Consider the following 23,466-nt stretch of genomic DNA (forward strand, 5'->3'; position numbering starts at 1 on the left):
TTCGGGGTCCTCTTTTTTTTTTTTCATTCCGCCGGCCGGGCCCCCCCGGGGGGGGGGGCGCCCCCCCCCCCCCGGGCCCCCGGCCGGGCCGGGCCGGCCGGGCCCCCCCCCCCCGCCGCGGGAGCCCCGGCCCCGGCTCCGGCCCCCGCCGCTGCGGCCCCGGCTCCGGCGTCCGCTCCCGCCGCCGCGCCGTCCCCCGGGATGGCCGCCGGCGCCGGGCAGGTCCAGGCGATGTGGCCCTCCGTCCTGGAGGCCGTCAAGAACCGCCGCCGCTTCACCTGGATCCTGCTCAGTCAGAACGCCCAGGTCGCCGGCTTCGACGGCACCACCCTCCAGCTCGGTTTCCCCAACGCCGGAGCCCGCGACAACTTCGCGAGCAGCGGCAGCGAGGACGTGCTCAAGGCGGTCCTGGCCGAGCAGTTCCAGGTCAACTGGAAGATCGAGGCCGTGGTGGGCGGGGGATCGCCGGCCCCGCTCCAGACGTCCTCCTACGCCGCACCGCCCGCCCCCGCCTACAGCCCGCCCCCGGCGCAGCAGGCCCCCGCCCCGCAGTACCAGCCGTCGCAGCCGCAGCAGCAGCCCCCGCAGTCGCCCTCCGCGCCGCAGCCGCCCGTACAGCAGGCGCCCCCGCCGGTCGCGCCCGAGGACGACGTACCGGAAGAGGACGATCCCGATCTGGTCGAGAGCGCGCTGACCGGACACGACCTCATCGTGCGCGAGCTCGGAGCCACGGTTGTAGAGGAATACACGAACGAGTAGCCCCGCCCTGTTGGGTGGCCGCACGAAAGCACACCGGCCGCGCGGGCTAGGCTGAGCAGCGTGAAGGTCCTCGTCATCGGCGGCGGCGCCCGCGAACATGCCCTGTGCCGCTCTCTGTCCCTCGACCCCGACGTCAACGCGCTGTACTGCGCCCCCGGCAACGCCGGCATCGCAGAGGTGGCCGAGCTGCGCCCGGTCGACGCCCTCGACGGTGACGCCGTGGCCGCCCTCGCCACCGAACTCGGCGCCGACCTGGTCGTCGTCGGCCCGGAGGCCCCGCTCGTCGCCGGGGTCGCCGACGCCGTCCGCGCCGTCGGCATCCCCGCCTTCGGCCCGTCCGCCGAGGCGGCCCAGCTGGAGGGCTCCAAGGCCTTCGCCAAGGACGTGATGGCCGCCGCCGGCGTCCCGACCGCGCGCAGCTACGTGTGCACCACCCCGGAAGAGGTGGACGCGGCCCTCGACGCCTTCGGCGCCCCGTACGTCGTCAAGGACGACGGCCTCGCCGCCGGCAAGGGCGTCGTGGTCACCGAGGACCGGGCCGCCGCCCGCGCGCACGCGCTCGGCTGCGACCGGGTGGTCATCGAGGAGTTCCTCGACGGCCCCGAGGTCTCGCTCTTCGCCATCACCGACGGCGTCACCGTGCTGCCGCTCCAGCCCGCGCAGGACTTCAAGCGCGCGCTCGACGGCGACGAGGGCCCCAACACCGGCGGCATGGGCGCGTACTCCCCGCTCCCGTGGGCCGACCCGAAGCTGGTCGACGAGGTCATGGAGCTGGTCCTCCAGCCGACCGTGGACGAACTGCGCCACCGCGGCACGCCCTTCTCCGGGCTGCTCTACGCGGGCCTCGCCATCACCGGCCGCGGCACCCGGGTCATCGAGTTCAACGCCCGCTTCGGCGACCCCGAGACCCAGGTGGTCCTGGCACGGCTGCGCACCCCGCTCGCGGGCGTGCTGCTGGGCGCCGCCAACGGCACCCTGCACGCCGAACCCCCGCTGAGCTGGAGCGAGGAGGCCGCCGTCACGGTGGTCATCGCCTCGCACAACTACCCGGAGACCCCGCGGACCGGGGACCCGATCGAGGGCCTGGCCGAGGTGGCCGAGCAGGACGCGCCCGACGCGTACGTGCTGCACGCCGGCACCCGGCGCGAGGGCGACGCGGTCGTCAGCGCGGGCGGTCGTGTGCTGTCCGTGACGGCGACCGGTTCCGACCTGGCACAGGCGCGCGAGAAGGCGTATAAGGCGGTCGGGCGGATCAGGCTCGACGGCTCGCAGCACCGTACGGACATCGCCGCCAAGGCGGCCGAAGGTCGCTGAGCAGCGGCTGCGCACCTGCGCGGGCCCGGTACGCACATCGTGCGGCCGGGCCCGCGCGCGCGTTCGCGTGCGACTGCATCCGGCCGCGTTCGAACGCACCCACCTTTACCCAAAGCCATTCCATCGGGTGATCGTCACCCCGTCCGCCTGACGACAGTCCCCGCCCCAACTAGGGTGCGGCGGAAGCATTCCGGCACTTGGCCCACCGGCATTGCGATGTCAGTGGCGGGTGTCACAGTGGGGGAGTGAGCAAAGCCGTCGCAGGGCAGAGGGGGTGAGGTCCGGCCGTGTCCGGAACCGGTTCGATCCAGGAAGCGGGCGCGCCGTCCGCGCGTTCCCGAGCCCTTGCCGTGCTGCGCGTGCGCAGCAGGGCACTGGCCGCCGGGCTGCTGCCCGCCGCCCTCGCCGTGGTGCTGGTGACCGCCCGGATGACGGGCCGGCTGGCCGGTGACCCCTGGCCGGTGGTGACCCTCGTCGTGTGCGCGGTCGCCGCGCTCGTGCTGCTGGTCGGCGGGTCCTTCGCCGCCGTGGTGCTGCGGGCGAGCCCCGCCGTGACGCCGACGGTTGCGGTGTCCGAGGCCGCCGCTCCCGATCTCTACCGGCTCGTGCGGGACCTGGCGGACCGGATGGACGTGCCGGCCCCGTCCGCCATAGCGCTCACCCCGGACTGCGACAGCTGGCTGGAGGACCGCACCCACGCGGCACACCGCCGGGGCGGCATATCCACCGGCCCGGAGTCCGCCCCGGGCGCGGCCCCGGTGCTCGTGATCGGCTCACCGTTCCTGTGGTGGATGCGGGTCGCGGAGCTACGGGCCGTGCTCGCGCCCGTCGTTGCCGGTACGGGCCCTTCCGCGCACCCGGACATAGCCGACGCGCGCGGTTTTGTACGGGGCCTCGATGCCGCGGTGGACGTGGGCAACCGGCGCGGCCTGGGCTGGATCGCCGCCCCCGCCCGGCTGCTGCTGCGGCTGTGCCGGGTGGACGCCGCGGAGATGGAGCGCGGGGTCGCCGCGGCAGCCTCCGAGCGCGCACAGGGTGTGGACTACGGGCTGCGCATCGTCGCCCAGGAGCAGGTCGGCCTCGCCTACGCGGGCTGGGACCGGCTGCTGACCCGGGTCGCGCTGCCCGCCTGGCGGATGGGCCGGTGGCCTGCGCACCTCGACGCGGGCGTGGTCTCCGCGCTGACCGAGCTGTCCCGGCGGGACCGGCTGGCCGAGGGGTTCACCTCGCGGCTGGGCGAGCGCCCGGCGTGCGATCTGCTGGAGCGGCCGGGGACGGTCGACGAGGCGGCTTCGCTGCTGGCCGCGCGCCTCTTCCACGGCGGGCCGGCCGACGCCGGGCCGGACTGGTCGCCGGTGGACTGGGCGGCGTATCCGGAAGAGGTCGTGGACCGCAAGTGGCGTTCGGAGGCGGCGCGACTGCTGGCCGCACTGGACGCGCTCTCCGCGCCCGCCGCCTCCACGGTGGAGCGGGTGCTGGGCTACCTGTCCCACGCCGGCGGCGCGGGCGCGGCCGGGGAAGCGCTGGCCGGCCGGCTCAGCGGCGACGTCGCGCGCGAGGAGCGGGCCGACTCCACCCGAGCCGCCGAGGCGAAGGCGCGCGGCGCCGACACGGTGCCGTTGTTCCCGCTCCAGCCGCCGCGCAGCGGGCGGGACCTGCTGGCCGACCACGTGACGGCGATGGTGTGCTGTGCGGCCGTCGACTCCGCCGGGGCCGCCCCGGGACTGGACTGGCTCGACGGCCCGGTGCTGCTGGTCGGCGGCGAGCGGCGGGCGGATCTGGCGCCGCGGGTGCTGTCGCTGGTGGAGGACGGCGACCCGGAGCCCCTGCGGGACTGGCTCGCCGAGGTCGGCGTCCGACCGGAGAAGCCGGTCCGCCTGGTGTGACGGTGCCGTGAGGGCGACGGCGACGGTGACGGTGACGGTGACGGGGTGCGGCCGGTCCCCGGCTGCGCCCCGGGCAGCTGCGCCCTCGTACACGCAATCGGATTTCAATGTTCCGGTCACGTCAATTCGCAACGAACGGTGACGGACTGCGTGCGTTATGTGATGTGCTGGGACCGGTCGCGACGTTCGGGGGAGCGAGGGAGGGGACGGTATGGGTGCGGAGCAGATCCGGCGTTGGGAGTCAGGTGCGCTCGCGCACGCGGTGACCGATCCCTTCGGGCAGGGCCCCCTGCCGTGGCTGCGGGGCAGCGAGCTGTACTTCGACGACACCGGGCAGGTCGTGCCCTGGTACGTGGACCCCGCCGTGGCCGCCGGCCAGATCCCGCGCGCCCGCGGCCACGGCGGCCCGCGCACCGCCGACGACGTGCACCGGCAGATCAAGGGGTTCGCCTCCACCGGAGCCGTCGCGCCCGGTGAGGCCATCGACTTCCACATCACCGTCGACCCGCCCCAGCAGTTCTCCGTCGACGTCTACCGCATCGGCCACTACGGCGGCGACGGCGCCTCCAAGATCACCACGAGCCCGCGCCTGTCCGGCATCGTCCAGCCGGCCCCCCTCACCGCCGACCGCACCGTCTCCTGCCACCACTGGTGGCTCTCCTGGCGGCTCCAGGTCCCCTCCTACTGGAACCTCGGCGCGTACGTCGCCGTCCTCACCACAGCCGACGGCTACCGCTCCCACATCCCCTTCACCGTCCGGGACGACCACCCGGCCGATCTGCTCCTGCTGCTGCCCGACATCACCTGGCAGGCGTACAACCTCTACCCCGAGGACGGCCGGACCGGGGCGAGCCTCTACCACGCCTGGGACGAGGACGGCCGGCTGCTCGGCGAGCAGGACGCGGCCATCACCGTCTCCTTCGACCGCCCCTACGCCGGCGCGGGCCTGCCCCTGCACGTGGGCCACGCCTACGACTTCATCCGCTGGGCCGAGCGCTACGGCTACGACCTCGCCTACGCCGACACCCGCGACCTGCACGCCGGCCGCGTCGACCCCTCCCGCTACCGCGGCCTGGTCTTCCCCGGCCACGACGAGTACTGGTCCGCGCCGATGCGCCGCACCGTCGAGCGCGCCCGCGACCACGGCACCTCCCTCGTCTTCCTCTCCGCCAACACCATGTACTGGCAGGTCGAGCTGGGCCCCTCGCCCTCCGGGGTCGAGGACCGGCTCCTCACCTGCCGAAAACGCCGCGGCCCCGGCCGCCCCGGCCTCTGGCGCGAAGTCGACCGCCCGGAGCAGCAACTGCTCGGCATCCAGTACGCGGGCCGGGTCCCCGAGCCCGCGCCGATGATCGTGCGCAATGCCACGCACTGGCTCTGGGACTCCACCGGAGCCGCCGAGAACGACGAGCTCCCCGGCCTGGTCGCGGGCGAGGCCGACCGGTACTTCCCGCGCACCCAGCTCCCCGAGCACCAGGACCGGATCCTGCTCGCGCACTCCCCCTACGAGGACACCGAGGGCCACCGCCGCCACCAGGAGACCTCCTTGTACCGGGCTCCCAGCGGCGCGCTCGTCTTCGCTTCCGGCACCTTCGCCTGGTCCCCGGCCCTGGACCGGCCCGGCCATGTGGACGAGCGGGTCCGGCGGGCCACCGCCAACCTCCTCGACCGGATCTGCAAGCGCGACTGACACCCCCTGGGCGCTCCGATCACCCCTGTACGGGAGAATGGACCTGCGCTCGTACAGAACCACAGGGAGACCCCGTGTCCGGATTCGTCGAAAAGCCCGAGCCGGTGCAGGTGCCGGGCCTCGTCCACCTCCACACCGGAAAGGTGCGCGACCTCTACCGCGACGAGGACGGCCGCCTCGTCATGGTCGCCAGCGACCGGATGTCCGCCTTCGACTGGGTGCTGCCCACCGAGATCCCGGACAAGGGCCGCGTCCTGACCCAGCTGTCCCTCTGGTGGTTCGACCAGCTCGCGGACCTCGTCCCGAACCACGTGATCAGCACCGAGCTGCCCGCCGGCGCCCCCGCCGACTGGGCCGGCCGCACCCTGGTCTGCCAGAACCTGGACATGGTGCCGGTCGAGTGCGTGGCCCGCGGCTACCTCACGGGCTCCGGACTCGCCGAGTACAACCAGACCCGTACGGTCTGCGGACTCGCCCTCCCCGAGGGCCTCGTGGACGGCTCCGAGCTGCCCGCCCCGATCTTCACCCCGGCCGCCAAGGCCGCGGTCGGCGAGCACGACGAGAACGTCTCGTACGAGGAGGTCGCGCGCACCGCCGGCGTCGAGACGGCCGCGCTGCTGCGCCAGGCCACCCTGGCCGTCTACGGACGTGCCCGCGACATCGCCCGCGACCGCGGGATCATCCTGGCGGACACCAAGTTCGAGTTCGGCTTCGCGCCCGACGGCACCCTCGTCGCCGCGGACGAGGTGCTGACCCCGGACTCCTCCCGCTTCTGGCCGGCAGACCAGTGGGAGCCGGGCCGCACCCAGCCGTCCTTCGACAAGCAGTACGTCCGCGACTGGCTGGCCTCCCCGGCCTCCGGCTGGGACCCCAAGGGCGAACTCCCGCCGCCGGCCCTCCCGCAGGAGGTCGTCGCGCAGACCCGCGCCAAGTACGTCGAGGCGTACGAGCGGCTCACCGGCCTGACCTGGGCCTAGCGCTGCGGCCGGAACGAGAGAAGCCCCCCGGTCCGAGGACCGGGGGGCTTCTTCGTTACAGAGCGGACAACGCGACTCGAACGCGCGACATCCACCTTGGCAAGGTGGTGCTCTACCAACTGAGCTATGTCCGCATGCGCCGTAACGCGAGACCTACTATACCCAACCTCGCTCCCGTGCGAGACGCACTGCCGTGTGACGGTTCTCGGCGCCCAGCTTCGTCGCCGCCGAGGACAGGTAGTTGCGTACCGTCCCCTGGGACAGCGAGGCCCGCTCCGCGATCTCCGCGATCGGCGCCCCGTCCCCCGCGAGTTCCAGTACTTCCGCCTCGCGGGCGGTCAGCGGAGAGTCCCCCGCGCTGATCGCGTCGGCCGCCAACTCCGGGTCCACGTAACGGCCTCCGGCGTGCACGGTACGGATCAGCTCGGCCAGCCTCTGCGCCGAAACCGTCTTCGGCGCGAAGGCCCGCGCCCCCGCCGCGAGGGCCCGCTTCAGGTGCCCGGGGCGGCCGTGGCTCGTCACGATCATGACCTTGCAGCCGGGGAGTTCGGCCCGCAGCGATATGGCGACGCTCACACCGTCCGCCCCCGGCATCTGCAGGTCCAGCACCGCCACGTCGGGCCGGTGCGCCCGCGCCATCGCCAGGGCCTCCGGCCCGGTGGCCGCCTCGGCGACGACCAGCAGATCGTCCTCCAGGGCCAGCAGCGCGGCGAGCGCGCCCCGGATCAGGTGCTCGTCGTCGGCCAGCAGTACGCGTACGGGGCTCATGCCCGTGCCTCCAGTCGTTGCAGTTGCCGGCCCGGGACCACGGCCGTCAGCCGGTACCGGCCGCCGCCCACCAGGCCGGCCTCCAGGGTGCCGTCCACCCTCGCGAGCCGCTCCCGCAGCCCGGTGAGTCCCGAGCCGGGCGGGCCGGCCGGCGCCTCGGGGGCGCCGTCGTTCTCCACGAGCAGCGTCAAGGAGGCCGAGGCCCCTTCCGTCTCCCGCTCCTGCGTGAGCCGGATCACGCAGGAGCGCGCGTCCCCGTGCCGCAGCACGTTCGTCGTCGCCTCGCGCACCACCCAGCCGAGCGCCGACTGCACCTCGGAGGGCAGCTCGCGCCCCGCCCCCATTTCGACCCGGCATTCCATGCCGGCCGCGCTCAGCACCCCGCGCGCGCCTTCCAGCTCCGCCGACAGGTCCGCCTCCCGGTATCCGCGGACCACGTCGCGGACCTCCTTCTGCGACTCCCGGGCGATCCGCTGCACCTCGACCATCTGGTCGACGGCCTCGGGGCGCTCGCGCCGGGCCAGTTGGACGGCCAGCTCGCTCTTGAGCGCGATCACCGCGAGGTTGCGGCCCATCACGTCGTGCAGGTCCCGCCCGAAGCGCAGCCGCTCCTCGGCCACCGCCAGCTGGGCCTGGAGCTCCTGGGCCTGGTCCAGCTCGTAGACCGTCTTCAGCAGCCAGGAGGAGAAACCGCAGGCCAGGGTCAGCAGCAGGCTGGTGAGGAGGATGCCGACGCCGTAGCCGACGGCTTCCCCGCCGGGCAGGCCGGCCGCGGCCGCCGCGGCCGCCGTCGCCACGGCCGCGCCCGGTGCGACGTACGTCATGTGGCGGACCCTGCGCAGGGCCAGCGTCAGCGAACCGGTGGCGAAGCCCACCATGTTGGCGACGAGGGTGGGGGTCACGCCCTCGTGGGTGATGGTGCCGGAGGACCGCAGGGTCAGCGCGGCGCCCGTCAGTACGGCGGTCAGCGCGACGAGGGCCACGGCCAGCCGACCGGGGCGCTCGCGCCGTCCGAGCACCCAGTCCAGCGACCTGGAGGACAGCACTCCGCACAGCGCGACCTGCGCACCGACGGGAAGCAGCCACAAGAGGGCGCCCCGGCCCTCGGGCACGAGCCCCATCAGGACCGCGAAGCCCTCCAGCATCACGAAGAAGTGGAAGGACCAGCGGGTGTACAGCTCGACCTTCTGCGCGCTGCTGCGGTTCTTCCACCATCCGGTCAGCTTCGACACAGCCCCGGTCCCCCCGTCGTCCTCATGCACCAAGCCTCGCCGTGATCCTGCCGGATAGGGAGGGCGGGTTGTCATGACCCCCGATGACATTTGTCATCGCGCTCATCGGGGGCGCCGGGGGCATTGGTGTCGAGAACATACGACAAAGGCCCTGATCAATGATCAGGGCCTTTGCACTCTGAGCGGACGACGCGACTCGAACGCGCGACATCCACCTTGGCAAGGTGGTGCTCTACCAACTGAGCTACGTCCGCATACTCGCAACGACAAACTGCCGGGCGATGCGTGCATCACTCTACCTGATCCACGACAGTGGTCGGTAAAGCGAGCAGAGCGGGTGACAGGGATCGCACACTGCGCCTTCCCCCTGGAAGGAGGATGTTCTACTACTGAACTACACCCGCACGACCTTCGGGGTTTCGACCTGCGGTCTGGCCCCTTGGCGTGATCCACACACTAGCGGAACCATGGGGGTGGATGGCAAATCGGCCCTCAGTGGGCGGTGTTGTAAGCCTCGTAGACCTTCTTGGGGATGCGGCCGCGCGGCGGCACGTCCAGCTGGTTGGAGCGGGCCCAGGCCCGGACGACCGCCGGGTCCGGGGCGATGGCCGTGTGCTTGAAGGTCTTCCCGGAACGGGACTGGCGCCGGCCGGCCGCCAGGAAGGGGGCGAGGCTCTTCCGCAGTTTCTTTGCGTTGGCCACATTGAGGTCGATCTCGTACGACTTACCGTCCAGCCCGAAGACGACCGTTTCCGCCGCTTCTCCGCCATCGATGTCGTCGGAGATCGTGACTACCACGCGCTGCGCCACGTATATCGGTCCCTTCGATGCGACACCGATCCGCGCTGACGTGCGGTGATGTCGCCTGTGTGGATGTTTCGGAGCAATGCAACTTTCCGCCCCCGCCACGAAGCGACAAATGCCACTGTCCCGGAGGATTCCTTTGTACCCCGATTCGCATTGTATTGCGAAGCCCAGTTAATTCTCTCCGCGTGTCCCGCCGCAATGTCGGGTGCGTGGTTTTCCGGTGGATTTTGCGAAGCGTTGGTGAAGCCGAAACCGCGGAGAGATGACGGCCGCGAGATATCTACCCGCGTAGAAATTTTGGCCGGGTACGCTGAGGGAACCGCCTTCGCACCAACCACCACACGGGAGTGCCAGTGGCACGCGTCGTAGTCGACGTCATGCTCAAGCCGGAGATCCTCGACCCCCAGGGCCAGGCGGTGCAGCGTGCACTGCCGCGTCTGGGCTTCGATGGGATCGCCGACGTCCGCCAGGGGAAGCGCTTCGAACTGGAGGTGGAGGGACCGGTCGACCAGGCCGCCCTCGACCGCATCCACAAGATGGCCGAAACGTTCCTCGCCAACACCGTCATCGAAGACTTCACCGTGAAGGTCGAGGCCTGACGGTGACCACACGCATCGGAGTCGTCACGTTCCCCGGAACGCTCGACGACCGTGACTCGCTGCGCGCCATCCGCCTCGCGGGGGCCGAGCCCGTCTCGCTCTGGCACCGCGACAAGGACCTGCACCAGGTCGACGCGGTCGTCCTCGCGGGCGGGTTCTCCTACGGGGACTATCTGCGCGCCGGAGCCATCTCCCGCTTCTCGCCGGTGATGGAAACCATCATCGAGCAGGCCAAGGGCGGCATGCCCGTCCTCGGCATCTGCAACGGCTTCCAGGTCCTCACCGAGGCCCACCTGCTGCCGGGGGCGATGCTCCGCAACAACCACCTGCACTTCATCTGCCGCGACCAGAAGCTGCGGGTGGAGAACGCGGAGACCGCGTGGACCGGCGACTACACCGCCGCCCAGGAGATCTCCGTACCGCTCAAGAACATGGACGGCCGCTACGTCGCCGACGAGCGCACGCTCGACGAACTGGAGGCCGAAGGCCGAGTGGCCTTCCGCTACCTCGACGGCAACCCGAACGGTTCGCTGCGCGACATCGCCGGCATCACCAACGCCGCGGGCAACATCGTCGGCCTCATGCCGCACCCCGAGCACGCGGTCGAGCCGCTGATCGGGACGGGCCGCACCGACGGTCTGCCGTTCTTCACCTCGGTCCTGAAGAAGCTGGTCAGCGCATGAGCCTCGACACCGTAAAGAACGCCTCCGAAACCTCGGACTCGGCGCAGCCCTGGAAGGAGCTCGGCCTCAAGGAGGACGAGTACGCGCGCATCCGGGAGATCCTCGGCCGCCGCCCGACCGGCGCCGAGCTCGCCATGTACTCGGTCATGTGGTCCGAGCACTGCTCGTACAAGAGCAGCAAGGTCCACCTGAAGCAGTTCGGCGAGAAGGCCCCCCAGAACGACGCCATGCTCGTCGGCATCGGCGAGAACGCCGGCGTCGTCGACGTCGGCCAGGGTTATGCGGTCACCTTCAAGGTCGAGTCGCACAACCACCCCTCGTACATCGAGCCCTACCAGGGCGCGGCCACCGGCATCGGCGGCATCGTCCGCGACATCCTCGCCATGGGCGCCCGCCCGGTCGCCGTCGTGGACCCCCTGCGCTTCGGCGCGGCCGACCACCCCGACACCAAGCGCGTCCTGCCGGGCGTGGTCGCGGGCATCGGCGGCTACGGAAACTGCCTGGGTCTGCCGAACATCGGCGGCGAGGTCGTCTTCGACGCCTGCTACCAGGGCAACCCGCTGGTCAACGCCGGCTGCATCGGCGTGATGAAGCACGAGGACATCCACCTCGCCAAGGCCTCCGGCCCCGGCAACAAGGTCATCCTCTACGGCGCCCGCACGGGCGGCGACGGCATCGGCGGCGTGTCCGTGCTGGCCTCGGAGACGTTCGACGACTCCAAGCCCACCAAGCGCCCCGCCGTCCAGGTCGGCGACCCCTTCCAGGAGAAGCTCCTCATCGAGTGCACCCTGGAGATCTTCAAGGAGAAGCTGGTCGCGGGCATCCAGGACCTCGGCGGCGCCGGGCTCTCCTGCGCGACCTCCGAGCTCGCCTCCGCCGGCTCCGGCGGCATGCGCGTCGAGCTCGACACCGTCCCGCTGCGCGACGCGACGCTCTCGCCCGAGGAAATCCTCATGAGCGAGTCGCAGGAGCGCATGTGCGCGATCGTCGAGCCGCAGTACGTCGAGCGCTTCATGGAGATCTGCGAGAAGTGGGACGTCATCGCCACCGTCATCGGTGAGGTGACCGACGGCGAGCGCCTGGAGATCTTCTGGCACGGCGAGCAGATCGTGGACGTGCCCCCCGGCACCGTCGCCCACGAGGGCCCCGTCTACAACCGCCCGTACGCCCGCCCCGAGTGGCAGGACGCGCTCCAGGCGGACGACGCGGGCCGGCTGCCGCGGCCGCAGACCTCCGAGGAGCTGCGCGCGCAGGTCCTCGCCCTGGTCTCGTCCCCGAACCAGGCCTCGAAGTCCTGGATCACCGACCAGTACGACCGCTTCGTGCAGGGCAACACCGTCCTGTCGCAGCCCGAGGACGCGGGCATGGTCCGCATCGACGAGGAGTCCAACCTCGGCGTCGCCATGGCCACCGACGGCAACGGCCGCTTCGCGAAGCTCGACCCGTACGCCGGCGCGCAGCTCGCCCTGGCCGAGGCGTACCGCAACGTCGCCGCGACCGGCGCCAAGCCGCTCGCCATCTCCGACTGCCTGAACTTCGGCTCCCCCGAGGACCCGGGCGTCATGTGGCAGTTCGCCGAGGCCTGCCGGGGTCTGGCGGACGGCTGTCTGGAGCTGGGCACCCCGGTGACCGGCGGCAACGTCTCGCTCTACAACCAGACCGGTGAGACCGCGATCCACCCGACCCCGGTCGTGGCGGTCCTCGGTGTGATCGACGACGTCAACCGCCGTACGCCGATGGCGTTCGCGGAGGCCGGACAGCTGCTGTACCTGCTCGGCGACACGGCCGAGGAGTTCGGCGGTTCGGCCTGGTCCGAGGTCGTCCACAACCACCTGGGCGGTCTGCCGCCGAAGGTGGACCTGGGCCGCGAGAAGCTGCTCGGCGAGATCCTGATCTCGGCCTCGCGCGACGGCATGATCGACGCCGCGCACGACCTGTCCGACGGCGGCGTGATCCAGGCGCTCACCGAGTCCTGCCTGCGCGGCGGCAACGGTGCGCGGGTCGTGGTGCCCGAGGGCCTGGACGCCTTCACCTTCCTGTTCTCCGAGTCGGCCGGCCGGGCCATCGTGTCCGTCCCGCGCAGCGAGGAACTCCGCTTCACCGACATGTGCGGTGCGCGGGGTCTGCCCGCGGCCCGCATCGGTGTGGTGGACGGCGACGAGATCGAGATCCAGGGCGAGTTCACCCTCCCCTTGGCCGAGCTCCGCACCGCCCACGAGGCCACGATCCCGGCGCTGCTCGCCTGATCGCCTGCTTCGCCTGATCGCCGCACGCGGCTTTCGCCGTACGAGCCCCCGCCCCCGTCCGGGCGGGGGCTCGGTCGTTGCGGGCCGCGGGGAAAGTAGGGTCGGGGCATGCCGCCCGCCAGGAAGAAGCCGCGTACCTACGACCCCGCCAGGATCCGTACGGCCGTCACCGCACAGTTCGGCCATGTCGCCGACGCGGTACGGGGGTTGGACGCCGGGCAGCTCGCGCGGCCCAGCGGGCTCGGGGACTGGAGCGTGGCCGACCTCGCCGCGCACATCGCCTGGATCGCGGACTCGATGGCCGCCGGCCTCGCCCGGCCGCCCGCCGCGGTCGCCGAACTGACCGCCGTCGAGTGGCCCTTCGCCACCGCCTCCCTCGCCGGGAAGATCTCCGAAGCCGCCAAGGAGACCCTGAGCGGGGCCCCGCTGCTCGAGCTGTACGAGCGGGCCGGCGGCCGGATGGCCGAGGCACTGGAGGCGAACCCGGGCAGCCGGGTGCTGGACCTGTGGATCGGCGACATGACCCTGGCCGACTTCCTGGTCACCCGCACCGTCGAGCTCGTGGTCCACACCGACGACCTCAACCGGGCCGCCGGGCTGGACATCCCGATCGAGCGGCAGGCCCTGGCCGCCTGCACCCGGCTGCTCGCCGACGCCCTGGCGGTCAAGGCGCCGGGCGGCTCGGTGGAGGTACGAATGCCCCCCTTCGCGGTGGTCCAGTGCATCGAGGGGCCCCGGCACACCCGCGGCACCCCGCCCAACGTGGTGGAGACCGACCCGCTGACCTGGATCCGGCTCGCCACGGGCCGTACGGGCTGGGCCGAGGCCCTCTCGCAGGCCCGGGTCAGGGCGAGCGGGGAGCGGGCCGACCTGTCCGCGCTGCTGCCGCTGATGAGCTGATGAGCTGATGAGCTGAGCCGGGCGGAACCGGCGGCGGCCCGGCTCCGTCCCAGGGGCATGCGCACCCGCCGGCACTGCCTCGCCGCCCTCGCACTCGCCGCCGCGGTCACGGCCGCGACCACGGTGACCGCCTGCGCCGGGCACAGCCCGAGCGGCACGTTCGCGCCCCCCGCCCCGTTCGGGCAGAACTGGGCGGTCCAGAGCCTGACCGTGGACGGGCGGACCCTGACCGCGCCCGCCCCGGCTCAGCTGACCGTCAGGGACGGGCGGCCCTTCCAGGCCGTCGGCAACTACGGCTGCAACGGCTTCAGCGCCGAGGTCTCCTTCGACGGGCCCGTGATGACGGTGAAGCCACGCGGCACCACCGACACGGCCTGCCCGGACATGGAGTTCGAGACGGCCTTCGCGAAGCTGTTCCGGGGCCCGCTCACGTTCCGGCAGGAGCCGGAGCACCTCACGCTGACCGCCGCCGGAGGCGACAGCATCTCCCTGACCACGAAGCCCCGTACCCCGGACGCCCCGCTCACCGCCACCCAGTGGATCGTGAACTCCCTGATCAGCGGCGACACCGCGGCCTCCGTACCCGCCGACGCGGCCGGCCGGGCGCGGTTCACGATCGCCGCCGACGGGGCCGCGAGCGGCAGCCTCGGCTGCAACCGGTTCACCGCCCGGGCCACCGTCGACGGCGCGCGGCTCACCTTCGGGCCGCTGGCCACGACCCGGGTGGCCTGTCAGGGCGCGCAGGGCGAGGTCGAGCGGACGCTGACCGGGCTCTTCGGCAGCGGCCCGCTCACCTGGAAGATCCAGGGCGACACCCTGACCCTCACCGGTCCGGACGCCAAGGGCCTCGCGGCCGAGGCGGCCTCGGCCGCGGAGTGACCCCGCGGCGGCACGTCACGCCGGGTAGGGCAGCAGTCCCGCGTCTACGGACTCCCAGGCCGCCCGCAGCTGCGCCAGCCGGGCCGGTTCCGCGGCCGCCTTGTCGGCCTGCTCGCGGAGGTCGCCGGCGAGGTCGAACAGCTGGTCCCGGCCCGCCTTGCCGCGGTAGTACTTCCAGTCCCCGCGGCGCAGTGCCCGCTCGCCGCGCACCCGCCAGAACAGGTCCCGCTCGGCGACGCGCTCGCCGCGCAGCAGATATCCGGCCAGGCTCACGCCGTCCAGCGGGTACGCCGGGTGCGGCCGGGTCCCGGCCAGCTCCAGCAGGGTCGCCGTCCAGTCCGGGCTGAACACCGGGACGCGGCTGACTTGGCCGCCGTCGAGTCGTGCGGGCCAGCGCGCGATGTTCGGCACCCGGATCCCGCCCTCCTGGAGGGAGGCCTTGTTGCCCGACAGCGGCCAGTTGTACGAGAACCGCTCGCCGCCGTTGTCGCTGGAGAAGACGACCAGGGTGTCCTCCTCCTGCCCGGAGCGCTTCAGCGCCTTCAGCACTTCGCCGATCGACCGGTCGAGGTCCTCGACCATCTCCTTGTACTTCTCGACCGAGCCGCCGTCCTGGTGCCACAGCGCGCGCCCGTCGCCCGCCTTGATCCGCCGGACGATCTCGGCGCTCTCCCCGGTGTCCCCCTCGGCGATCCACGGCCAGTGCGGGGTGGTGAAGTTGAGGTTCAGCAGCCACGGCTTGCCGTGGTGGTCGCGGGAGACGTATTCGGACGCCCGCTCCGTGATGATCCGCGTGTAGTAGCGCAGGTCCTTGTACTCGGCGTCGCCCTCGTAGAGGTCGTACTCGCCACCCAGGCCCAGCTTGGAGTAGTACTCCAGGGCCCCGCCGAAGTTGCCGAAGAACTCCTCCCAGCCGGACTTGGTCGGGCTGTAGTCGGGCAGGTAGCCCGCGTGCCACTTGCCGATCAGCGCGGTGGCGTAACCGGAGTCGCGCAGCAGCGAGGCCAGCGTCGGGTGGGTCGGCTCCAGGCCCGCCGACCTGTCGGCGATCGGCTCGGCCAGCCCGCCCCTGGTCCGGGCCGGGTAGCGCCCGGTGTACAGGCTGAACCGGGTCGGAGAGCAGGTCGCGGAGCCGGAGTAGGCGTCGGTGAAGCGGACGCCCTGGCGGGCGAGCCGGTCCAGGTTCGGGGTCTGGATGTGCGGGGAGCCGTACGAGGACAGGTCGGCCCAGCCGAGGTCGTCGCCGAGGATGAACAGGATGTTCGGCCGCCGCGAGCGCCGCCCGCCCGCGGCCCGGAACTCCCGCTCCTCGGACCCCGCGTACGGGCCTTCGGCGGCCTGGGCGGGGGTGGCCCCCAGCCCCACCGCGGCGGCGGCCGCACTCGCTCCGACGGCGCTGCCGAAGGTACGGCGGGACAGCTTGCTGTTGTACGAAGACACAAGTACTCCAAGGCGCAGCTCGCCCCTCGCCCAGGGCGGGGCGCGGGACGGCGCGCGGCACGGCAGGGCAGGGCGGGGCGTGGCGGAAATGAGAAAAGGGGAAGGAGAGTTGCGGTTACGCAGAACAGCGACAGATGGCGCTCGCGACACGGACCAGGTCTACGTGTCGGCGCTCGACGAGGGTGACGGAAGCGTCACCGAGAGGCTGCATGGAGCGAGAGCCTGTACGAATGCGCTCGTAGATGTCAACAAGTGCTCCGAATACCGAGACGGGCCGCTCGCTCACCCTCTGTGCTGTGAGATTTCCCGGCCGTCCCCAATTCGGACCAGTGGTCGATCTCGCCTACACTCGGTGGTGTGCCTCGTGGTGATGGACGACTCAACCACGACCTGCTCCCCGGAGAGAAAGGCCCCCAGGACGCTTGCGGCGTCTTCGGTGTCTGGGCTCCGGGTGAAGAGGTCGCCAAGCTCACCTACTTCGGACTGTATGCGCTACAGCACCGCGGACAAGAGTCCGCGGGAATCGCTGTAAGCAACGGTTCCCAGATCCTCGTCTTCAAGGACATGGGCCTAGTTTCCCAAGTCTTCGACGAAACCTCTCTCGGCTCGCTCCAGGGTCATATCGCGGTCGGTCACGCCCGCTACTCGACCACCGGAGCCTCCGTCTGGGAGAACGCGCAGCCCACCTTCCGTGCGACCGCCCACGGCTCCATTGCCCTGGGTCACAACGGCAACCTGGTGAACACCGCCGAGCTTGCCGAGATGGTCGCCGACCTCCCCCGTCAGGACGGCCGCGCCACTCAGGTGGCCGCGACCAACGACACCGATCTCGTGACGGCCCTGCTGGCCGGCCAGGTCGACGACGACGGCAAGCCCCTGACGATCGAGGAGTCGGCCACCAAGGTCCTCCCGAAGGTCAAGGGTGCGTTCTCGCTCGTCTTCATGGACGAGGGAACCCTCTACACCGCCCGTGACCCGCAGGGCATCCGCCCGCTGGTCCTCGGCCGCCTGGAGCGCGGCTGGGTGGTCGCGAGTGAGACCGCCGCCCTCGACATCTGCGGCGCCAGCTTCGTCCGCGAGGTCGAGCCGGGCGAGCTCATCGCGATCGACGAGAACGGTCTGCGGACCTCTCGATTCGCGGAAGCGAAGCCCAAGGGCTGTGTCTTCGAGTACGTCTACCTGGCGCGCCCGGACACCGACATCGCCGGCCGCAACGTCTACCTCTCGCGTGTCGAGATGGGCCGGCGCCTGGCCAAGGAAGCCCCGGTCGACGCCGACCTGGTGATAGCGACGCCGGAGTCCGGCACGCCCGCCGCCGTCGGGTACGCCGAGGCGAGCGGGATCCCGTACGGCTCCGGCCTGGTCAAGAACGCCTACGTCGGCCGGACCTTCATCCAGCCCTCGCAGACGATCCGCCAGCTCGGCATCCGCCTGAAGCTCAACCCCCTCAAGGAAGTCATCCGGGGCAAGCGCCTGGTGGTCGTCGACGACTCGATCGTCCGCGGCAACACCCAGCGCGCCCTCGTGAAGATGCTCCGCGAGGCCGGCGCGGCGGAGGTCCACATCCGGATCTCCTCGCCGCCGGTGAAGTGGCCGTGCTTCTTCGGCATCGACTTCGCCACCCGGGCCGAGCTCATCGCCAACGGCATGACGGTCGACGAGATCGCCACGTCCCTCGGCGCGGACTCGCTCTCCTACATCTCGCTCGACGCGATGATCGAGGCGACGACCATCCAGAAGCCCAACCTCTGCCGTGCCTGCTTCGACGGCGTGTACCCGATGGAGCTCCCCGACCCGCAGCTCCTGGGTAAGCAGCTCCTGGAGACCGAGCTCGCGGGCGGCACGGACGCCGCCGACGCGCTCCGTCGCCCGTAGCCGGGTCCTCACCCGCTCAACCTGCGCCGGGCCCCGCCTTTCAGGCTTTTCCCGGGGCCCGGCACCCCACGCAGCAAACGACACGAAAGCTCTCCCTGTCATGACAGAGAAGACCACCGGTGCCAGCTACGCAGCCGCGGGCGTCGACATCGAAGCGGGAGACCGCGCCGTCGAGCTGATGAAGGAGTGGGTGAAGAAGACGCAGCGCCCCGAGGTCCTCGGCGGCCTCGGCGGCTTCGCCGGCCTCTTCGACGCCTCCGCCCTCAAGCGCTACGAGCGCCCCCTGCTCGCCTCCGCGACCGACGGCGTCGGCACCAAGGTGGACATCGCCCGTCAGCTGGGCGTGTACGACACCATCGGCCACGACCTGGTCGCGATGGTCATGGACGACATCGTCGTCTGCGGCGCCGAGCCGCTCTTCATGACCGACTACATCTGCGTCGGCAAGGTCCACCCCGAGCGTGTCGCGGCGATCGTCAAGGGCATCGCCGAGGGCTGTGTCCTCGCCGGCTGCGCACTGGTGGGCGGCGAAACCGCCGAACACCCCGGTCTGTTGGGCCCGGACGACTTCGACGTGGCGGGCGCGGGCACCGGTGTCGTCGAATACGACCGGCTGCTGGGCGCGGATCGCATCCGTACGGGTGACGCCGTCATCGCCATGGCGTCCTCCGGCCTTCACTCGAACGGGTACTCGCTGGTCCGCCACGTCCTCTTCGACCGGGCCAAGATGTCGCTGGAGAGCCACGTCGAGGAGCTCGGCCGGACCCTCGGCGAGGAGCTCCTGGAGCCCACCAAGATCTACTCGCTGGACTGCATGGCCCTCACCCGTACGGCCGAGGTCCACGCGTACTCGCACATCACGGGCGGCGGCCTCGCGGCCAACCTCGCCCGGGTGATCCCGGACCACCTCCACGCCACGGTCGACCGCTCGACCTGGACCCCGGGTGCGGTGTTCGACCTGGTCGGCAAGGCGGGCCGGGTGGAACAGCTGGAGCTGGAGAAGACCCTGAACATGGGCGTCGGCATGATGGCCGTGGTCCCGCAGCAGTCGGTGGACGTGGCCCTGACCGCGCTCGCCGACCGGGGCGTGGACGCCTGGGTCGCCGGCGAGATCCTCGACCGAGGCGACCACACCGAGGGTGCGACCCTGACCGGTTCCTACGCGAGCTGAGCAGCACGGAAACCCGGCCCGGGGCGATGCCCCGGACCGGGTTTCAATGTTTTGACCCTGTGAAGCCTTGAATCCGTGCTGGTGATCAGCTCAGCGCGTCAAGCGCCACGACGGTGTGCCGACGGACCGGACTCTTCGTCCTCGTCGTCGTCATCGCTGTTGTACAGCTCCGCGTACCGAGCGTACGGGTCGTCTTCGTCATCCAGCTCGTCATCAACTTCGACCGGCTCGCTGACTGGCAGCGGTTCCGTGGTCGATGCGCCCAGCTCGTTGGCCAGACGCGACAAGTCAGTCCCGCCGCTGCTGTACTTCAGCTGGCGGGCGACCTTCGTCTGCTTGGCCTTTGCCCGGCCGCGCCCCATGGCTCGACCCCCTCGGTGACGGGGCTCGACGGCCCCAGAGTCTGACACGCGTTCATGGTTCGGAGCGGGCTCTCCGTGGAGAGACCGTCCGTAGGGGTTTAACGGTACCTGCTTCCGCGGCCATACGGTACGCCGCCCGCATGACGCGCCCCGGTGCAGTACCAGCAAGGCGCCCCGTCCTCGCTGGTCAGCTGCGATTTTAGCCCTTTCCTGACCGGCGACCCGCCGAAGTACAGTGAGTTCCGTCTCGCCGCACCCCGGCGGGCGCACCGGAAGGCCCCGTAACGGGCCCGTGAAGGCCCGCTGCCCGTCCTTAGACGGTGCGCGCGGCGCGGGCGTCCGCCATGCGCTGCTCGGCGATCCGGTCGGCCGCGGCCGCCGGCGGGATCCCGTCGGTCTTCGCGCGTGCGAATATGGCCAGGGTGGTGTCGAAGATCTGCGCCGCCTTCGCCTTGCAGCGGTCGAAGTCGAAGCCGCGCAGCTCGTCGGCGACCTGGATGACCCCGCCCGCGTTGACCACGTAGTCCGGCGCGTAGAGGATCCCGCGGTCCGCGAGGTCCTTCTCGACGCCCGGGTGGGCGAGCTGGTTGTTGGCCGCGCCGCAGACGACCTTTGCCGTCAGGACGTTCACCGACGCGTCGCTCAGGGCCCCGCCGAGCGCGCAGGGGGCGTAGATGTCCAGGCCCTCCACGCGGATCAGCGCCTCCGTGTCGGCGACCGCGGTGACCTTGCCCGGGTGCTTGTCGAGGATGCGTCGCACCGACTCTTCGCGCACGTCCGTGATGACGACCTCGGCGCCGTCCTGAAGCAGGTGCTCGACCAGGTGGTGGCCGACCTTGCCCACGCCCGCCACCGCGACCTTGCGGCCGCGCAGGGTCGGGTCGCCCCACAGGTGCTGGGCGCTGGCGCGCATGCCCTGGAAGACGCCGAAGGCGGTGAGCACCGAGGAGTCGCCGGCGCCGCCGTTCTCGGGGGAGCGGCCGGTCGCCCAGCGGGTCTCGCGGGCCACGACGTCCATGTCGGCCACGTACGTGCCGACGTCGCAGGCGGTCACGTAGCGGCCGCCGAGGGACTCCACGAACCGGCCGTAGGCCAGCAGTAGTTCCTCGCTCTTCAGGACGGACGGGTCGCCGATGATCACGGCCTTGCCGCCGCCGAGGTCGAGCCCGGCGAGGGCGTTCTTGTACGACATGCCGCGCGAGAGGTTGAGCGCGTCGAGGACGGCCTCCTCGTCGGAGGCGTACGCGTGGAAGCGCGTACCGCCGAGGGCGGGGCCCAGGGCGGTGGAGTGGATCGCGATGACGGCCTTCAGGCCTGTGGCTCGGTCCTGGCACAGCACGACTTGCTCGTGGCCGCCTTGTTCCGTGCGGAACATGGTGTGCAGGACGCCGTCGGTCATTTCGGTCACGGTGGTGACTCCCATGGAAGAGATGCGGCGGAATGACGCCCGCCCTGCGGGTGGGGGAGGGCGTGCTGGGAGCAGCGTAAGACCTGCGGGGCGTACGGGACCGCCCTGTCCGGGGATCGGAACACTCCCGGAGTACGGGAAGGCTTCCGGGGCCGTAAAGGTGAACCGGGCGCCCAAAGGGGGGAGTACGAGAGCGTGAGCGAATCCCCCGATCCCCGGCTGCCCTCCGCGCGTTCCGCGCCCGCCGTCCCGTACGCCTCCTACCTGCGCGTCTACGAGCCCCTGGCGGCCTTCCCGGAGCCGGAGCGCGGGCACTGGGCCGACTACGCCCGCCGCGGGGTCACCCCGACCGCCCAGGACGAATTGCGCCGCTCCCTGTCCGACTTGGTACGGGTGCCCGTGGTGGGGGTGCCGGCCCACGAGAGTGCGGACGCCTTCACCGCCGAGGTCGACGGGGTGCTGCTGGTCTGCCCGTGGCGCACCCGGCTGCGCGGCTGGCTGGCGCTCCAGGAGCTGGTGGGGCAGTTCCCGCTGCCGGTGCTCGACGCGGCCCTGCCGCCGGGCCTGCGGCGGCAGGCGGCCGAGGACTACGAGCGCTGGCGCGAGCGGAACCCGGATGCGCGCCCGTGGATCCGTACCGGGGTGTGGCAGGTCCCGCTGCGCTGGTTCGTGCTCGTGGCCGACGAGGAGCGGGAGTACGTGCCCGGCGAGCGGCTGCGCTACCGCACGCCGATGGTGCAGGCCCGGCGGCGGCTCGCACGGGGCCTGCGGGCCCTGCGGGAGGCGGAGGGGTACGGGATGCTCGCCGAGGGGCTGGTGGAGGTCGGGAGCTGGCTGGAAGAGTTCCACCCGCGCTCGATGGTCGAGCTGGACTACGGCGGGCTGCTGCACGCGCTCCCCGCGGACCGGCTGGCGGCCGACCGCTCGGCCCGGGACCTGGCGGTCGGCTTCGCCGCGCTGCGGGCCGGGGACGAGTCGGGGGCGGCGGGGGCGTACGGGGAGCTGGCGGAGCGCTGGCGGGCGGTCAGGGAGCGGCTCTTCGCCAACTAGGACCTGCCGGCCGGTCGGACGGGGCGTCCCGGAGCCTCCGCGCATCGGCCGATCGGCCGAGGCGGTGCAAGTCGCCCATCCGAGGCTTGATCATCTCATTCAGGACTTAGTTCCAGGACCTTCGTCCCGATACGGGCCATTGGCCCAAGCGTGACGGACCGCACTATCTACACCCTTGCGCCCTTCCCCTACCCTCGTGCCAAAATAGGACAAGGAGTCCGGGGAGGGTTCCTTCCGCCCAACTAAGGGCGGAATGCTCGGCATTGCACGCTACGGGGGGTCTGACGACTCCTGATGGCTCTGTGACTGATCGTCACAGTGGGGTGACTGTCCGTTATGGGGCGGTCCATCGGCTTCCGCCGCTGATGAACACCTCGGAGGGCAATTCCGTCGGTTTGGCCGTCGAGGCTGGACGGATGGTGTAGTTGTAGTGCCGAGGACAAGCCGTTCGTCCTATAACCGACTCGGCCCGCGTATGTCCATTTCGGGCAACGCGGGCCAAGGTGCAGAATTTAGAGGAAAGAACCGAGATGGTTCGGTTCTCCCGAGGAGGCCGCTCATGACCGCTCGCACCCCTGATGCCGAGCCGCTGCTGACCCCGGCTGAGGTTGCCACGATGTTCCGCGTGGACCCGAAGACGGTCACTCGCTGGGCCAAGGCTGGCAAGCTCACGTCCATCCGCACCCTGGGTGGACACCGCCGTTACCGCGAGGCTGAGGTCCGCGCACTGCTTGCGGGAATTCCGCAGCAGCGCAGCGAGGCCTGAGGTTCCGCAGCACCCCTTAATACCGGGTCTATATCGGGTCCCCCAATCCGATGAAACCCACATAGCTTCATACGACCGGTCCTGCCCCAACAGGTCCGACAGTCGTCGGTCGCGCTGGACTCCGCCGGGTCCAGCGCGATCTTTTTTATGCCCAGGTCAGGCGGGAATCGGGCTGGTGTGCGGGGCTCGCCGAGGTGGGTGCCATTGCACATATTAAATCGAGGCGGCGTAGGAGTCTGATAAATGTGAGCATCTCAAAAACTCGTGTGGTGACTCCCGTCACAGCTGATCGCTCTTGTCGGTCCGGTAATGCACCCCGTAAGGGGACACGGGTCGTGAACCGCATCATGCGGACGAGGGATTTTCGGGACTGATCCGGGAGGGGGCCGGGAGGGGGCCGGGAGTCGCCCGGAGCGGATCGCATCGGCCCGGAGCGGATCGCGTCGGCCAGGGAAACGCGTCGGCCAGGGAAACGCGTCAGGGCCCGTATCCCCTGGGGGATACGGGCCCTGACGTTTCTGCGAACCTGACGGGACTTGAACCCGCGACCTCCACCTTGACAGGGTGGCGAGCTAACCAACTGCTCCACAGGTCCTTGATGCGCTGCCGATCACCCGGCTGCGAATCAAACTGTACAACAGCTCAGGGGGTGCG

At 71.2% G+C, this 23,466-nt stretch carries 20 protein-coding genes, 4 tRNA genes and 1 pseudogene; 14 read left to right on the forward strand and 11 right to left on the reverse strand.

Translation table 11 applies throughout. The annotated features are described in order from the left end of the window. From ACFWB8_RS30490 to ACFWB8_RS30510, 5 genes and pseudogenes are all read left to right on the forward strand, one after another. Positions 1-759 (forward strand): annotated as a pseudogene (locus ACFWB8_RS30490) (DNA polymerase III subunit gamma and tau); the annotation flags it as partial. Between the two features lie 60 nt (positions 760-819). Then, the gene (gene purD, locus ACFWB8_RS30495; protein WP_385234231.1) at positions 820-2,073 is read left to right on the forward strand and encodes a phosphoribosylamine--glycine ligase; all 1,254 of its coding nucleotides are present in this window, start codon (positions 820-822) and stop codon (positions 2,071-2,073) included. A 287-nt stretch (positions 2,074-2,360) separates the two neighbouring features. Next, positions 2,361-3,959, forward strand: coding sequence for a hypothetical protein (locus ACFWB8_RS30500; protein WP_385234234.1), 1,599 nt, complete (start codon positions 2,361-2,363; stop codon positions 3,957-3,959). A gap of 211 nt (positions 3,960-4,170) precedes the next feature. After that, positions 4,171-5,649 carry a N,N-dimethylformamidase beta subunit family domain-containing protein gene (locus tag ACFWB8_RS30505; protein WP_385234237.1) on the forward strand — a complete coding sequence of 493 codons (1,479 nt, stop codon included), beginning with the start codon at positions 4,171-4,173 and terminating at the stop codon, positions 5,647-5,649. A 74-nt stretch (positions 5,650-5,723) separates the two neighbouring features. Then, the gene (locus ACFWB8_RS30510) at positions 5,724-6,626 is read left to right on the forward strand and encodes a phosphoribosylaminoimidazolesuccinocarboxamide synthase (RefSeq protein ID WP_385234240.1); all 903 of its coding nucleotides are present in this window, start codon (positions 5,724-5,726) and stop codon (positions 6,624-6,626) included. A 61-nt stretch (positions 6,627-6,687) separates the two neighbouring features. On the opposite strand, the gene ACFWB8_RS30515 is transcribed toward ACFWB8_RS30510, so the two are convergent. The 6 genes from ACFWB8_RS30515 to ACFWB8_RS30540 all read right to left on the reverse strand — a co-directional run bounded on the left by ACFWB8_RS30515 (position 6,688) and on the right by ACFWB8_RS30540 (position 9,436). Then, positions 6,688-6,760: transfer RNA gene (locus ACFWB8_RS30515), tRNA-Gly, on the reverse strand. 22 nt (positions 6,761-6,782) lie between these two features. Then, positions 6,783-7,394 (reverse strand): response regulator, encoded by a 612-nt coding sequence (locus ACFWB8_RS30520; RefSeq protein ID WP_385234242.1) that lies wholly within the window; start codon positions 7,392-7,394, stop codon positions 6,783-6,785. Beyond that, positions 7,391-8,626, reverse strand: a complete 1,236-nt coding sequence (locus tag ACFWB8_RS30525; protein WP_385234245.1) for a sensor histidine kinase — start codon at positions 8,624-8,626, stop codon at positions 7,391-7,393. The genes ACFWB8_RS30520 and ACFWB8_RS30525 overlap by 4 nt, the downstream gene beginning before the upstream one ends. 181 nt (positions 8,627-8,807) lie before the next feature. Then, positions 8,808-8,880: transfer RNA gene (locus ACFWB8_RS30530), tRNA-Gly, on the reverse strand. Positions 8,881-8,958: 78 nt separating this feature from the next. Next, positions 8,959-9,030, reverse strand: a tRNA-Gly gene (locus ACFWB8_RS30535). A gap of 88 nt (positions 9,031-9,118) precedes the next feature. Further along, positions 9,119-9,436 carry an Lsr2 family protein gene (locus ACFWB8_RS30540; protein ID WP_385234248.1) on the reverse strand — a complete coding sequence of 106 codons (318 nt, stop codon included), beginning with the start codon at positions 9,434-9,436 and terminating at the stop codon, positions 9,119-9,121. 350 nt (positions 9,437-9,786) lie between these two features. Between ACFWB8_RS30540 and purS the strand changes: the two genes are divergently transcribed. The 5 genes from purS (at position 9,787) to ACFWB8_RS30565 (ending at position 14,740) form a co-directional block, all read left to right on the forward strand. After that, entirely contained in the window at positions 9,787-10,032 is a 246-nt protein-coding gene (purS, locus tag ACFWB8_RS30545; protein ID WP_042801325.1) for a phosphoribosylformylglycinamidine synthase subunit PurS, read from the forward strand. Between the two features lie 2 nt (positions 10,033-10,034). After that, entirely contained in the window at positions 10,035-10,715 is a 681-nt protein-coding gene (gene purQ / locus ACFWB8_RS30550; protein WP_385234252.1) for a phosphoribosylformylglycinamidine synthase subunit PurQ, read from the forward strand. Then, positions 10,712-12,961: a phosphoribosylformylglycinamidine synthase subunit PurL gene (gene purL, locus ACFWB8_RS30555; RefSeq protein WP_385234255.1), complete on the forward strand. Its 2,250-nt coding sequence runs from the start codon at positions 10,712-10,714 to the stop codon at positions 12,959-12,961. Before purQ ends, purL begins: the two co-directional genes overlap by 4 nt. A gap of 108 nt (positions 12,962-13,069) precedes the next feature. Further along, positions 13,070-13,861 (forward strand): sterol carrier family protein, encoded by a 792-nt coding sequence (locus tag ACFWB8_RS30560; RefSeq protein ID WP_385234258.1) that lies wholly within the window; start codon positions 13,070-13,072, stop codon positions 13,859-13,861. 57 nt (positions 13,862-13,918) lie between these two features. Continuing rightward, complete coding sequence (locus tag ACFWB8_RS30565) at positions 13,919-14,740, forward strand: META domain-containing protein (protein ID WP_385234261.1); 822 nt, start codon at positions 13,919-13,921, stop codon at positions 14,738-14,740. Between the two features lie 15 nt (positions 14,741-14,755). On the opposite strand, the gene ACFWB8_RS30570 is transcribed toward ACFWB8_RS30565, so the two are convergent. Together ACFWB8_RS30570 and ACFWB8_RS30575 are read right to left on the reverse strand one after the other, a co-directional pair. Further along, the gene (locus tag ACFWB8_RS30570; protein ID WP_385234264.1) at positions 14,756-16,180 is read right to left on the reverse strand and encodes a sulfatase-like hydrolase/transferase; all 1,425 of its coding nucleotides are present in this window, start codon (positions 16,178-16,180) and stop codon (positions 14,756-14,758) included. A 115-nt stretch (positions 16,181-16,295) separates the two neighbouring features. Then, on the reverse strand, positions 16,296-16,391 hold the full coding sequence (locus ACFWB8_RS30575) for a putative leader peptide (RefSeq protein WP_356403555.1): 96 nt from the start codon (positions 16,389-16,391) through the stop codon (positions 16,296-16,298). A 146-nt stretch (positions 16,392-16,537) separates the two neighbouring features. Between ACFWB8_RS30575 and purF the strand changes: the two genes are divergently transcribed. Further along, positions 16,538-18,055, forward strand: coding sequence for an amidophosphoribosyltransferase (gene purF, locus ACFWB8_RS30580; protein ID WP_385234267.1), 1,518 nt, complete (start codon positions 16,538-16,540; stop codon positions 18,053-18,055). 100 nt (positions 18,056-18,155) lie between these two features. Continuing rightward, entirely contained in the window at positions 18,156-19,226 is a 1,071-nt protein-coding gene (gene purM / locus ACFWB8_RS30585) for a phosphoribosylformylglycinamidine cyclo-ligase (protein WP_385234270.1), read from the forward strand. Positions 19,227-19,324: 98 nt separating this feature from the next. Here the strand turns inward: purM and ACFWB8_RS30590 are convergent, their stop codons facing one another. Then, entirely contained in the window at positions 19,325-19,588 is a 264-nt protein-coding gene (locus tag ACFWB8_RS30590) for a DUF3073 domain-containing protein (protein ID WP_385234273.1), read from the reverse strand. Positions 19,589-19,901: 313 nt separating this feature from the next. Then, complete coding sequence (locus tag ACFWB8_RS30595; RefSeq protein ID WP_385234276.1) at positions 19,902-20,996, reverse strand: Leu/Phe/Val dehydrogenase; 1,095 nt, start codon at positions 20,994-20,996, stop codon at positions 19,902-19,904. 195 nt (positions 20,997-21,191) lie between these two features. On the opposite strand from ACFWB8_RS30595, the gene ACFWB8_RS30600 reads away from it, so the two are divergent. After that, complete coding sequence (locus tag ACFWB8_RS30600; RefSeq protein ID WP_385234279.1) at positions 21,192-22,046, forward strand: hypothetical protein; 855 nt, start codon at positions 21,192-21,194, stop codon at positions 22,044-22,046. Positions 22,047-22,605: 559 nt separating this feature from the next. Continuing rightward, positions 22,606-22,812 carry a developmental transcriptional regulator BldC gene (bldC, locus tag ACFWB8_RS30605; protein ID WP_003949541.1) on the forward strand — a complete coding sequence of 69 codons (207 nt, stop codon included), beginning with the start codon at positions 22,606-22,608 and terminating at the stop codon, positions 22,810-22,812. A gap of 521 nt (positions 22,813-23,333) precedes the next feature. On the opposite strand, the gene ACFWB8_RS30610 is transcribed toward bldC, so the two are convergent. Then, positions 23,334-23,407: transfer RNA gene (locus tag ACFWB8_RS30610), tRNA-Asp, on the reverse strand. Positions 23,408-23,466 lie beyond the last annotated feature (59 nt).

The sequence above is a fragment of the Streptomyces sp. NPDC060031 genome (assembly GCF_042736805.1).
Lineage (GTDB): Bacteria > Actinomycetota > Actinomycetes > Streptomycetales > Streptomycetaceae > Streptomyces.